Annotated in this window: 11 protein-coding genes, 1 pseudogene and 1 riboswitch; of the genes and pseudogenes, 8 read left to right on the top strand and 4 right to left on the bottom strand. The window is 65.0% G+C overall.

Going from position 1 to position 11,968, the window contains the following annotated elements; translation table 11 throughout:
- Positions 1–34: 34 nt before the first annotated feature.
- The 3 genes and pseudogenes from MFF34_RS10125 (at position 35) to MFF34_RS10115 (ending at position 2,435) form a co-directional block, all read left to right on the top strand.
- Positions 35–574: a sigma-70 family RNA polymerase sigma factor gene (locus MFF34_RS10125; RefSeq protein WP_238212984.1), complete on the top strand. Its 540-nt coding sequence runs from the start codon at positions 35–37 to the stop codon at positions 572–574.
- Positions 567–1,514: pseudogene (locus MFF34_RS10120) on the top strand (FecR domain-containing protein). The gene MFF34_RS10125 and the pseudogene MFF34_RS10120 overlap by 8 nt, the downstream one beginning before the upstream one ends.
- A gap of 30 nt (positions 1,515–1,544) precedes the next feature.
- Positions 1,545–2,435, top strand: a complete 891-nt coding sequence (locus tag MFF34_RS10115) for an alpha/beta hydrolase (protein ID WP_238212979.1) — start codon at positions 1,545–1,547, stop codon at positions 2,433–2,435.
- A 110-nt stretch (positions 2,436–2,545) separates the two neighbouring features.
- Here the strand turns inward: MFF34_RS10115 and MFF34_RS10110 are convergent, their stop codons facing one another.
- Positions 2,546–3,760, bottom strand: a complete 1,215-nt coding sequence (locus MFF34_RS10110) for an RtcB family protein (RefSeq protein ID WP_238213080.1) — start codon at positions 3,758–3,760, stop codon at positions 2,546–2,548.
- Positions 3,761–3,855: 95 nt separating this feature from the next.
- Positions 3,856–3,997: riboswitch (FMN riboswitch) on the top strand.
- A gap of 80 nt (positions 3,998–4,077) precedes the next feature.
- Here MFF34_RS10110 and ribB point away from each other — a divergent pair.
- From ribB to MFF34_RS10085, 5 genes are all read left to right on the top strand, one after another.
- Entirely contained in the window at positions 4,078–4,728 is a 651-nt protein-coding gene (gene ribB, locus MFF34_RS10105) for a 3,4-dihydroxy-2-butanone-4-phosphate synthase (RefSeq protein WP_027594919.1), read from the top strand.
- A gap of 186 nt (positions 4,729–4,914) precedes the next feature.
- Positions 4,915–5,157 (top strand): exodeoxyribonuclease VII small subunit, encoded by a 243-nt coding sequence (locus MFF34_RS10100; RefSeq protein ID WP_027594918.1) that lies wholly within the window; start codon positions 4,915–4,917, stop codon positions 5,155–5,157.
- Positions 5,154–6,041, top strand: a complete 888-nt coding sequence (gene ispA / locus MFF34_RS10095; RefSeq protein ID WP_238212977.1) for a (2E,6E)-farnesyl diphosphate synthase — start codon at positions 5,154–5,156, stop codon at positions 6,039–6,041. The genes MFF34_RS10100 and ispA overlap by 4 nt, the downstream gene beginning before the upstream one ends.
- A 103-nt stretch (positions 6,042–6,144) precedes the next feature.
- Complete coding sequence (dxs, locus tag MFF34_RS10090; protein ID WP_238212975.1) at positions 6,145–8,040, top strand: 1-deoxy-D-xylulose-5-phosphate synthase; 1,896 nt, start codon at positions 6,145–6,147, stop codon at positions 8,038–8,040.
- A gap of 137 nt (positions 8,041–8,177) precedes the next feature.
- The gene (locus tag MFF34_RS10085) at positions 8,178–10,052 is read left to right on the top strand and encodes a TonB-dependent receptor domain-containing protein (protein WP_238212973.1); all 1,875 of its coding nucleotides are present in this window, start codon (positions 8,178–8,180) and stop codon (positions 10,050–10,052) included.
- Here the strand turns inward: MFF34_RS10085 and MFF34_RS10080 are convergent.
- Genes MFF34_RS10080 through ribA form a run of 3 tightly spaced genes read right to left on the bottom strand, consistent with a single transcriptional unit; the run spans position 10,030 to position 11,875 of the window.
- Positions 10,030–10,842, bottom strand: coding sequence for a cobalamin-binding protein (locus MFF34_RS10080; protein ID WP_238212963.1), 813 nt, complete (start codon positions 10,840–10,842; stop codon positions 10,030–10,032). The genes MFF34_RS10085 and MFF34_RS10080 overlap by 23 nt on opposite strands.
- A complete protein-coding gene (locus tag MFF34_RS10075; RefSeq protein WP_238212957.1) occupies positions 10,842–11,261 on the bottom strand; it encodes an MFS transporter in 420 nt (139 codons plus the stop codon). The genes MFF34_RS10080 and MFF34_RS10075 overlap by 1 nt, the downstream gene beginning before the upstream one ends.
- On the bottom strand, positions 11,258–11,875 hold the full coding sequence (gene ribA, locus MFF34_RS10070; RefSeq protein WP_027594912.1) for a GTP cyclohydrolase II: 618 nt from the start codon (positions 11,873–11,875) through the stop codon (positions 11,258–11,260). Before ribA ends, MFF34_RS10075 begins: the two co-directional genes overlap by 4 nt.
- Positions 11,876–11,968: the final 93 nt, after the last annotated feature.

Here is an 11,968-nt window from a genome sequence, read left to right as displayed (position 1 = left end):
CATTTGCGACAGTCTTGTACCGACTCAACCCACGATGAATGCGCCCTTCTCCCCGCCGAACAGTACCGAGCCGTGCAGCGTCGAGACGTTGTACATCGAGAATCACGCCTGGTTACGTAACTGGCTCGCCTATCGCCTGAGGTCGTGGGGACGCGGGGTGGCCGATGACCTGGCGCATGACATTTTCCTGCGGGTGCTTACCAGCCGGGAGGGCGCGCGAGTCGAACCGATCCGTCAGCCACGCGCCTACCTAACCCGCATCGCCAATTGTGTGCTGGTCAGCTGGCGGCGCCGGCAGTCGCTGGAGCGTGCCTGGCTCGAGGCGTTGCAGTTGCTGCCAGAACCCGAGCACCCTTCGCCTGAACTGCAAAGCGTGATCCTCGAGACCCTGCACGAGATCGACACGCTGCTGGACACGCTGCGCCCCCGCGTGAGGCAGGCGTTTCTGATGGCAACGTTGGACGGCATGAAGCAGAAAGACATTGCCGTGACCCTGAACATCGCGCTGCCGACGGTCAAGAAGTACATCCACGAGGCCTACCTGGCCTGCCTGACGCAGATGCCCGATGAATAACCGCACGGCCCCGCTTGACGATGCCATCCCCCAGCCAGTGCTGGCCCAAGCGGCCTCCTGGCTGATGCTGATGCAGGAAGGGCCGCTGCTGCCAGCGCAACAGCGCGAATTGGAGCGCTGGCGGCGAGCCAGTACTGAGCATGAGCGGGCGTGGCAAAGGGCACAGCGCCTGCTCACACGCCTGGGCAGCCTGCCTCCAACGCTGGCCAAGCAGACCTTGGATCGCCCGACAGGCAGGCGCGCTGTGCTGCGCGGGCTGCTTCTGCTGATCGGTGCCGCACCGCTCAGCTGGTGGGCATGGCGCTCAGGCATTGGCAACGATTACCAGACGTCTGTGGGCGAACGCCAACACGCACGGCTCGCCGACGGCACACAGATCACCCTCAATAGCGACAGCGCCGTGGACGTGCTTTTCAACAGCGCGCAACGCTTGCTGCACCTGCGCCGCGGCGAGGTGTACATCGCGACCGCTGCCGACCCACGCCCGCTCATGGCACAGACCCAGCAAGGCCAACTGCTCGCGCTGGGTACGCGATTCAGCGTGCGCCAGCTGGCCGATGAAACCTTGCTAGCGGTGTACGAAGGCGCCGTACAGGTTCGCCTAGAACACGCCAGCGTGGCCCCTGGCGAAAACATCATCCGTGCTGGGCAACAAGTCCGTTTCAGCCGCGAGCGCATGGGGCCCATCAAGGAGGCCCGGGAAACCACCCTGGCGTGGCGCAACGGGTTGCTGGTGGCCGACGACATGCCAGTACGGCTGTGGGCGCATGAGTTGATGCGCTACACCGACCAATAGCTTGAGTGCGACCCCGCGCTGGGTGAGCTGCGGGTGTCTGGCACATTCCCCATCGATGACTTGCCGCTGGCCTTGGCCATGCTGGCGCAGACCTACACGCTGCAGGTTCGACACACCGGCAGGCACGTATTCATTAGCCGTTGATCAAAAGCAACGACCGAGCGAGATTCCCCGATGAGCAAAATGCCCTTGTACTTGGCCATGGCACTGGCCCTCGCTGCACCGGCAGCACTGGCGCAACCGGTGCGCGATCAGAAAATGGACACGTCGCTGCTGCAGCGCCAGAACCTGGCCTATCGCTTCAGCCAGCATGACCTGGATTCGGCCGATGGCCAGCGCCATTACCGTCTATGGATCGGCCAGCCGAATCGCCCGGCGCCCGCGGCGGGCTACCCGGTGTTGTGGATGCTCGACGGCAACGCCGCGCTGGGTGCCCTGGACAGCGAACAACTGGGCGAGCTTGCCGCAGGCCAAGCCCCGTTGCTGGTCGCCGTGGGCTACCAGACCGACCAACGCATCGAACGTGCCGGGCGAACGTATGACTACACCCCCGCACTGCCTGGGCAAGCGGAACAGCGCGACCCGCTGACGGGCCAGCCCAGCGGTGGCGTGGAGGCGTTCTTCGACCTGCTGAGCCAGCGCATGCGGCCGATGGTCGCCGCTGTAGCGCCGATCGACCTGCAGCGGCAAACACTGTGGGGGCACTCCTATGGTGGCCTGGCGGTGCTGCATGCGCTGTTCACCCGGCCGGCCGAGTTCAGCGACTACGCGGCGGCCAGCCCATCGTTGTGGTGGCATGACGGGGCGATTGTGCGGGAAGCCCAGGGACTGCAGCAGCGCTTGGGTGACATCCGCCCGAGGCTGTTACTGATGCGCGGTGGCGATGAGTCGTCGAACCCGCGTGCAGCGGTGAAAGGCGACGCGGAGCGGCCGGCGCGGGAGCTGGTGGCGGACCTGGCCAAGGTGCCTGGGTTGCAGGTGCGCTTCGAGCGGTTCGACGGGTTGGGGCATGGGCCGATGTTGGCGGCCTCGCTGAAAAGCGTAATTGAAGGGATGTCTCGGTAAACCTGCGCGGGCCTCTTCGCGGGGCAAGCCCGCTCCCACAGGTTACCCCTCCTGTCCTGAGGGCAGTGTAGATGTGGGAGCGGGCTTGCCCCGCGAAGAGGCCGGCCCGGTCACCCCTTCACACACACCACCTGGCGCAGCGTGTGCACCACCTCCACCAGGTCGCGCTGCGCACGCATCACCGCATCAATGTCCTTGTAGGCCATCGGTATCTCATCGATCACCGCCTTGTCCTTGCGGCACTCCACATGCGCAGTGGCCCGTCGCTGGTCTTCCACAGTGAAGCGGCTCTTGGCCCGGGTTCGGCTCATCACCCGCCCGGCCCCATGGCTGCAAGAGCAGAACGCCTCTTCATTGCCCAACCCGCGCACGATGAAACTCTTTGCCCCCATCGAACCGGGGATGATGCCCAACTGCCCTTTCTGCGCCGACACCGCGCCCTTGCGCGTCACCAGCACTTCGCGCCCGAAATGCTGTTCGCGCTGCACATAGTTGTGGTGGCAGTTCACCGCCTCCAGGCTGGCCTCGAACGGCCGGCCAAGCACCTTACGGGTCGCTGCAACCACTGCCAGCATCATCAGTTCGCGGTTCTGCCGGGCGAAATCCTGCGCCCATTCCACCGCTTCGACGTAGTCGGCAAAGTGGCGGCTGCCCTCCTCGAAGTACGCCAGGTCCTTGTCCGGCAGGTTGGCCAGGTGCTGGCGCATGTCGGCATGGGCCAGTTCGATGAACAGGTTGCCGATGGCATTGCCAACGCCACGCGAGCCGCTGTGCAACATGAACCACACGCGGTCGGCCTCATCCAGGCAAACCTCGATGAAGTGATTGCCGCCGCCCAGGGTGCCCAGGTGATGCCGGTTATTGGTTTTCTCCAGCCGCGGGTACTTGTCGGTGATGGCCTTGAAGCGCGTGGCCAGCGTGCCCCAGACTTTGTCAGCTTTGGCTGGCACGTTGTCCCAGGCGCCTTGGTCGTGGCGGCCGAAGGTCTTGCCATGGGGCACAGCCTGCTCGATCGCCGTACGCAAACCGTGCAGGTTGTCGGGCAGGTCGCGGGCATGTAGCGAAGTACGCGCGGCGATCATGCCGCAGCCGATGTCCACGCCAACGGCGGCGGGGATGATCGCGCCAACGGTGGGGATCACGCTGCCGATGGTCGAGCCCTTGCCCAGGTGCACATCCGGCATCACGGCCAGGTGCTTGAAGATGAACGGCAATTTGGCCGTGTTCAGCAACTGCTGGCGCGCTTCGTCTTCGACCGGCACGCCGTCGGTCCACAACTTGATCGGCTTGCCGCCGGCGACCTGGAGAATGTCCATGCTGTCGATTCCGAATAGAACATGCCTGCCATGATACCGCCGATGCTCGCCTAAGGTCTTAGCCGGGCGGGTTGCCAGCAGGGTGGCTCTGTGGGGTATGCTTGCCGGGTCTTCAGGGCGGGGTGTAAGTCCCCACCGGCGGTAAATCGAAAGATGAGCCCGCGAGCGCCCCGGCCATGCCGGGGGTCAGCAGATCTGGTGAGACTCCAGAGCCGACGGTCATAGTCCGGATGAAAGAAGGCGTCAGGCAGGGGCCATTCGGGCGCCCCTGCGCGCGCGTTTTGTTCGCCCCGAGACGTTCATCGATCATTTACGAGGAGCGTTTCATGTCCCCTATGCTGCAAAAGCAATACCCCAACATTTCTGCCGCCATCGCCGCCTTCCAGGCCGGGCGCCCCGTACTGCTGCTGGACGACGATGACCGCGAGGACGAAGCGGACATTATTGCCGCCGCCGAAAACATCTCGTTGCAAACTATGGCCATGATGATTCGTGACTGCAGCGGCATCGTTTGCCTGTGCCTGGACGAAGCGACCGTGGACGCCCTGCAACTGGCGCCGATGGTGCAGAACAATCAGGCGCGCCATGGCACCGGGTTCACCGTCACCATCGAGGCGGCGGACGGCATCACCACCGGCGTTTCGGCGCAAGACCGTGTCACCACCATCGCTGCGGCGCTCAGCTCGACGGCCGAGCAACGGCATATCGTCAGCCCTGGGCATGTGTTCCCTCTGCGCGCGCGCAATGGTGGTGTGCTGACCCGCCGTGGCCATACCGAAGGCTCGGTCGACCTGGCGCGGCTGGCCGGGCTGCGGCCGGCAGCGGTGCTGTGCGAGTTGATGAACCCCGACGGCAGCATGGCGCGTGGGGAGCAGGTGGCGGTGTATGCGCGGCAGTACAATATGCCGGTGCTGACCATTGAAGAGCTGGCGCGGTATCGCGAGGCGATGGTGGAGCGCGAAGCGGCTACGGCTTGATGGCTTCCAGACGCTTGGCTTGAGGAAGATGGCGGCGCGCACATCGGGCGCCGCCAGCGCGGCGCTCGATCTCGAATGCGCAACGACTATCACGCCCGACCGCATAGCCCCTCCCCACACAAGTTTGCTCCCCCTGCCCCGCTCTGCTAGTGTCGCGCCGTTCAGAACGCCACCGAGACAGTCGCCATGGCCCGCAAAAAAGCCTCCCTCGATTTCGAGCAATCCCTCGCAGACCTGCAAGCCCTGGTCGAGCGCCTGGAGAACGGCGAGTTGTCGCTGGAAGATTCGCTGGCCGCCTTCGAGCAAGGCATCGCCCTGACCCGCGATTGCCAGGGCGCCCTGGCCCAGGCTGAGCAGAAAGTGCAAATCCTTCTGGAACGCGACGGTGAGCTGGCAGCCCAGCCCTTCGACGCGGAGCCGGAAGCATGATCAGCACCTACCAGGCCAACTGCCAGGCCCGCGTCGACGCCGCCCTCGAACCGCTGTTTAAAGCGCCTACCAAAGAACTCGAGCGCCTCTACGCCGCCATGCGCTACAGCGTGATGAACGGCGGCAAGCGTGTACGCCCGCTGCTCGCCTACGCGGCCTGCGAAGCCCTGGGTGCACCCGCCGAACAGGCCAACGGTGCAGCGTGCGCGGTCGAACTGATCCACGCGTATTCGCTGGTGCATGACGACCTGCCGGCGATGGATGACGACGACCTGCGTCGCGGCCAACCGACCACCCACAAAGCCTTCGACGAAGCCTGCGCCATCCTCGCCGGTGACGGCCTGCAGAGCCTGGCCTTCAGCGCCCTGCTCGACCCACGCCTGAGCCCACAGTCCGACGCCCTTCGCCTGGCCATGGTCCAGGCCCTGGCCAAGGCTGCCGGCCCGGCCGGCATGGTGGGAGGCCAGGCCATCGACCTGGGCTCGGTGGGCATCAAGCTGGACCAGCAGGCGCTGGAATTCATGCACCGGCACAAGACCGGCGCGCTGATCGAAGCCAGCGTGCGCCTGGGCGCACTGGCCAGCGCCCGCGCCGAGCCGGCGCAGCTGGATGCCTTGCAGACCTACGCTCAGGCCATTGGCCTGGCGTTTCAGGTGCAGGACGACATCCTCGACGTAGAAAGCGACACCGCCACCCTTGGCAAACGCCAGGGTGCCGACATCGCCCGAGACAAACCGACCTACCCGGCCCTGCTTGGCCTGGAGGCCGCCAAGGCCTATGCAATCGAACTGCGCGACCAGGCGCTGGCCGCATTGCAAGGGTTTGGTGAAACTGCCGAGCCGCTGCGGGCGCTGGCGCGCTACATCGTCGAACGCCGCAACTGATTCAACGGGGCCGCCATGCGGCCCCTGCTCCCCCCCTCTCAATGGGCACTTTTCCCACAATGGGGTAAACTGCCGCGTCTTCACACCTATAACGACTCGCCTGATGCCCACGACGTTTCAAGAGATCCCCCGCGAACGCCCGGTCACGCCGTTGCTCGACCGCGCTGACACGCCTGCCGGCCTGCGCCGGCTGGCCGAAGCCGACCTGGAGACCCTGGCCGACGAGTTGCGCCAGGAACTGCTCTACACCGTGGGACAGACCGGTGGGCATTTTGGCGCCGGCCTGGGCGTGATCGAGCTGACGATCGCCCTGCACTACGTCTTCGACACCCCGGACGACCGGCTGGTGTGGGACGTCGGCCACCAGGCCTACCCGCACAAGATCCTCACCGGCCGCCGCCAGCGCATGCTCAGCCTGCGCCAGAAGGACGGCATCGCCGCCTTCCCCCGCCGTAGCGAGAGCGAGTACGACACCTTTGGCGTCGGCCACTCCAGCACCTCGATCAGTGCAGCGCTGGGCATGGCCATCGCCGCCCGCCTGCAGAACAGCGCACGCAAGTCGATCGCGGTGATCGGCGACGGCGCCCTGACCGCCGGCATGGCCTTCGAGGCGTTGAACCACGCCCAGGAAGTCAACGCCGACATGCTGGTGATCCTCAACGACAACGACATGTCGATTTCGCGCAATGTCGGCGGCCTGTCCAATTACCTGGCCAAGATTCTCTCCAGCCGCACCTACGCGAGCATGCGCGAGGGCAGCAAGAAGGTGCTTTCGCGCCTGCCAGGCGCGTGGGAAATCGCCCGTCGCACCGAGGAATATGCCAAAGGCATGCTGGTCCCCGGCACCCTGTTCGAAGAGCTGGGCTGGAACTACATCGGCCCGATCGACGGCCACGACCTGCCGACCATGATCGCCACCCTGCGTAACATGCGTGACCTCAAAGGCCCGCAGTTCCTGCACGTGGTGACCAAGAAGGGCAAAGGCTTCGCCCCGGCCGAGGTCGACCCGATCGGCTACCACGCCATCACCAAGCTCGAGCCCGCCGACAAGCCCGCCGCGCCGAAAAAACCCAGCGGGCCCAAGTACTCCGCCGTGTTCGGCCAGTGGCTGTGCGACATGGCCGCCAGCGACAATCGCCTGGTTGGCATTACCCCAGCGATGAAGGAAGGCTCCGACTTGGTCGACTTCAGCGAACGCTACCCGGAGCGCTACTTCGACGTGGCGATTGCCGAGCAGCACGCGGTCACCCTGGCCGCCGGCATGGCCTGCGAAGGCAGCAAGCCGGTGGTGGCGATCTATTCGACGTTCCTGCAGCGCGCCTATGACCAGCTGATCCACGACGTGGCGGTACAGAACCTCGATGTGCTGTTCGCCATCGACCGCGCCGGCCTGGTGGGTGAAGACGGCCCGACCCATGCCGGCAGCTACGACTTGTCGTACCTGCGCTGCATCCCCGGCATGCTGGTGATGACCCCGAGCGACGAGAACGAACTGCGCAAGATGCTCACCACCGGCCACCTGTACAACGGCCCGGCGGCAGTGCGCTACCCGCGCGGCACCGGCCCCAACGCACCGATCAGTGGGGACCTTACGCCCCTGGAAATCGGCAAGGGCGTCATCCGCCGCCAGGGTGAGAAAGTCGCCCTGCTGGTATTTGGCGTGCAGCTAAGCGAAGCCTTGCAGGTTGCCGAGCAGATTAATGCAACCGTGGTCGACATGCGCTTCGTCAAGCCGCTGGACGAGGCACTGGTACTCGAATTGGCGGGCAGCCATGAGCTGCTGGTGACTATCGAAGAAAACGCCATCATGGGCGGCGCAGGGGCTGCCGTGGGTGAGTTCCTGGCTAGCCAGGCCCTGGTCAAGCCGCTGCTGCACCTGGGCTTGCCGGACATTTATGTCGAGCATGCCAAGCCGGCGCAAATGCTGGCTGAGTGTGGGCTGGATGCTGCTGGCATCGAGGCATCGGTTACAGCGCGTATGGCCAAGCTCGGCTTGTAACCCCTGGGGCCGCTTTGCGGCCCATTCGCGGGGCAAGCCCGCTCCCACAGGTCATCACTGCTCTAGATACAGTGACAAACCTGTGGGAGCGGCGGTGCGGCGATCCGACTTGTCCCGCGAATACTATGGTAATGCCCATGAAAATCCCGAGCTTCACCGCCACCCTCCTGTGCCTCCCGCTGCCGCTTCTAGCCGCTGAACGCGACGACGCCCTGAAACTCCCCGATGTGCTGATCAGCGCCAACCGCCAAGTCGAGTCGCGCACCGCCACCAGCGCCGCCAACACTGTCTTCACCCGCACCGACATCGACCGCCTGCAACCCACCAGCGTCACCGACCTGCTAGCCCGCGTCCCCGGCGTGCAAGTCGCTCCCACGGGGGGGCGCGGCAGCCTGCCCGGTATCTTCATCCGCGGCACCAAGGCAGCGCAAAGCCTGGTACTGGTCGATGGCGTGCGCATCGCCAACGCCACCTCCGGCGACAGCGGCCTGCAATTTCTCGACGTTGACCAGATCGAGCGTGTCGAAGTACTGCGCGGCTCCCGCTCGGCGATCTACGGCAGCGATGCCATTGGCGGCGTGATTCAGATCTTCACCCGGCGCAGCAGCGGCCCTGGCCTGCAACCGCGCCTGCGCCTGGCCGCCGGCAGCAACCAGACCTTCCAACGCAGCCTGGGCCTGGCCGGTGGCAACGGCGCCACCCGCTTCAACCTGGGCGCCAGCCTGGACGAAACTGCCGGCATCGACGCCACCGGCCCGTCCTTTGCCAGCGATGGGGATCACGATGCGTACCGCAACAAGTCATTCAACCTGAGCCTCAGCCACACCTTCGGCGAACGCTTCGAGGCCGGCCTCAACCTGCTCGACAGCCATGGGCGCAGTGAATACGACAACCCGTTCGGTGGCTTCAACCCGGTCACCTTCGAAAGCTTCGGGCAAAAGCCTTATACCGATTTCAGCGTCAGCAGCCTGGGCACCTACTTCGATGCCCAGCTCAACGACAGCTGGCATTCGCGCCTGGAACTTGCCCACAGCGAAAACCGTGACGACAAGCGCGACAAGCTCAGCGATGAGCGCTTCGTGTTCAACACCTATCGTGATCAACTCACCTGGCAAAACGATTTGGCCTTGAACGACCAGCACACGCTGCTGATCGGCGGGGATTGGTACGAAGACCGCGTGCACGGCAGCACTGACTTCACCGAAGACAGCCGCTGGAACCGCGCGGCCTTCGTTCAACATCGGTACCGGGGAGAGCAGTTTTCCACCGAGCTGGGCGTGCGCCGCGACCAGAACCAGCAGTTCGGTGGCCAGACCACCTGGAGCGGTAGCCTTACCGTACCCGTGAACGCGTCCAACGATGTGCTGCTGTCCTACAGCGAAGGCTTCCGAGCGCCGACGTTCAACGACCTGTATTACCCAGCATTCAGCAACCCGGACCTGAGCCCAGAGCACTCCAAAAGCTACGAACTGCAATGGCGCAGCCAGCTCACCTCGGACAGCCGCCTGGAGACGTCGCTGTACCGCACCGACCTGCGCGACGCGATCATCTTTGGCCAGGACTCGATCCCGCGCAACGTCGCCTCGGCGCGCATCAACGGCGTTGAGCTGTCCCTCGACCAGCAATGGGGCGCATGGCGCAGCCAGCTCGGCCTGGCGCTGATCGACCCGCGCGACCGCGACAGTGGCCATACCCTCGCCCGCCGCGCTCGCCGTACCGTGAGCCTGGACCTGGACCGCGCATTTGGGCGGTTCAGCGTGGGCGGAAGCTGGCAAGCCGTCAGCGCCAGCTACGATGACGAAGCCAACCGCAACCGGCTCGCCGGCTTTGGCCTGCTCGGCCTGCGCGGTAGCTGGGCGGCAACGGATGAACTGAAACTGGAAGCGAAGCTGGACAACCTGCTGGAGCACACCCACAGCCGCGCCCTGTACAGCTATGAAGGCGCCAGCCACAGCTACCGCGAAGAAGGCCGCACTGTGCTGCTCAGCGTCACCTGGACGCCGGCGCTTTAGCTTCGAGCAACGCGCACAAGCGGGCAGTGGCCTCGATCATCTGCCCACTGGGCCGTTCCAGCCCTTTATCGGGCACGACCAGCAAGCGCTCGTCGGCCACTGCACGCAGGCGTGGCCAGGCCCTCCAGCTGTTCAACTGCGCCTGATCACCCGCCAGAATCACCTGCGGGTCTTGCAGCAGTACGGATTCCACGCTCACTTGAGGCGCTGGCTGGTTGAGGTCGGCGAACACATTACGCGCGCCACATACGGCCAGCGCGTCGCTGACCACCTGCCTGCCACCCAGGGTGTACAAGGGCTGATCCCAGACTTGGTAGAACACGCGCAGCGGCTGCTCACGGCGATACTGCTGGCGCAGTTGCCGCAGCCTGTCACGCAGGGCCTGGGCGTATTGCTGGCCCTGCCCTTCGCGGCCGACGCGCACGGCGATGGCCTCGATCTGATCGATCAACTGGTCGATGTCGTGGGGTTCGGCGCTGAAGGTGGCGATGCCCAGGCGCTTGAGCTGATCACGCTGTGCTGGCGCCACACTGCCGGGCCAGAGCAGCAACAGATCAGGCTGCAAGCTGAGCAGACGCTCCATGTTCAGTTGGCCTTGGCGGCCGACCGAAGGCACATTACGCAATGCTGGCGGGCGATCACCGCCGTCGAGGACGCCGACCAACAGGTCATCGGCGTGCAGCTCAAGCATGATTTCGGTCATCGAAGGCGCCAGGCTGACCACCCGTAGCGGCTCGCCGGCGCTGGCGCTACAGGCGCACAGCGCCAGCAGCCAGAGAAGGATGCGCATCAGCCCAGCTGACGTGGGATGCGATACAGGTAGAGCACCACCACGGTGGACAGCGCCAAGAGGATTTGCGGCACGGCTTCCAGCCCCACCAGCACCGACAGCGCAGCGACCCAGGCGGGGAAGCAGGCATACAGCATGGCGATGCGCCGCACCCGTGCCAGCGTGATCCAGGCTGCCGGCTCTTCGTTGCTGCCGAGCACCTTAGAGGTAGCGATCAGCGCACGCTTGTAAGCACCGAAGCGCGGCAGGCTAAGGAACATGGTCGCCGCACCCGCGATGAACAGTGGCATGGCCAGCACCGGGATCAACGCATCACCGCCACCAAACGCCCAGGCCATCACCGGCAGCGGCACCAGGCCCACCGCCAGGTATTGCCACCAGGCCAGCGCCAGGCGCCGCTTGACCTCGGCGCGGGTCACGCCTGGGGCACCTCGCCCTGGTGTTCGTTGCCCAGCATGTGGCCGAGCTTGCCGGCTTTGGTCGCCAGGTAGTAGCGGTTGTGCGGGTTATGGCCGGTGTGCAGCGGCACGCGCTCGGCGACGACGATGTTCATGTCGGTCAGTGCCTTGACCTTGCGCGGGTTGTTGGTCATCAGGCGCAGGGATTTCACCCCCAAGTGTTCGAGCATCGGCAGACAGATGGCGTAGTCACGCTGGTCGGCAGCGAAGCCGAGGCGCTCGTTGGCTTCGACCGTGTCGGCACCACCGTCCTGCAGCTCATAGGCGCGGATCTTGTTCAACAGGCCGATGCCACGGCCTTCCTGACGCAGGTACAACAGCACACCACGGCCTTCACGTGCGATGGCCTGCAGAGCGGCTTCCAGTTGTGAACCGCAGTCGCAGCGCTGGCTGAACAGGGCATCGCCGGTCAGGCACTCGGAGTGCAGGCGCCCCAACACCGGTTCACCGTCAGCGATATCACCCAGGCTGAGCACCACGTGCTCACGGCCGGTGGCTTCTTCGAGGAAGCCATGCATGGTGAAAGTCGCGAACGGGGTCGGGAGTTTAGAGGCGGCAACAAAGACGACGGGCACGTTGTGCTCCTGAAATAAGTAGTAAATTTCTCGTGGGGCGATTGTATCAGCAGGTCGGCGCCAGTGCGCTGGCTGAATACCGCGGTTTAAGAT

The sequence above is a fragment of the Pseudomonas sp. PAGU 2196 genome (genome assembly GCF_022179005.1).
Classification (GTDB): Bacteria; Pseudomonadota; Gammaproteobacteria; order Pseudomonadales; family Pseudomonadaceae; genus Aquipseudomonas; species Aquipseudomonas kermanshahensis.
This window is presented reverse-complemented; position numbering and strand designations above follow the sequence as displayed.

Bases quoted from the DNA above. Each gene is read 5' to 3' on its own strand.
- MFF34_RS10125 (WP_238212984.1), top strand. From the start codon at position 35: ATGAATGCGCCCTTCTCCCCGCCGAACAGTACCGAGCCGTGCAGCGTC.
- MFF34_RS10115 (WP_238212979.1), top strand. From the start codon at position 1,545: ATGAGCAAAATGCCCTTGTACTTGGCCATGGCACTGGCCCTCGCTGCA.
- ribB (WP_027594919.1), top strand. From the start codon at position 4,078: ATGTCCCCTATGCTGCAAAAGCAATACCCCAACATTTCTGCCGCCATC.
- MFF34_RS10100 (WP_027594918.1), top strand. From the start codon at position 4,915: ATGGCCCGCAAAAAAGCCTCCCTCGATTTCGAGCAATCCCTCGCAGAC.
- ispA (WP_238212977.1), top strand. From the start codon at position 5,154: ATGATCAGCACCTACCAGGCCAACTGCCAGGCCCGCGTCGACGCCGCC.
- dxs (WP_238212975.1), top strand. From the start codon at position 6,145: ATGCCCACGACGTTTCAAGAGATCCCCCGCGAACGCCCGGTCACGCCG.
- MFF34_RS10085 (WP_238212973.1), top strand. From the start codon at position 8,178: ATGAAAATCCCGAGCTTCACCGCCACCCTCCTGTGCCTCCCGCTGCCG.
- MFF34_RS10080 (WP_238212963.1), bottom strand. From the start codon at position 10,842: ATGCGCATCCTTCTCTGGCTGCTGGCGCTGTGCGCCTGTAGCGCCAGC.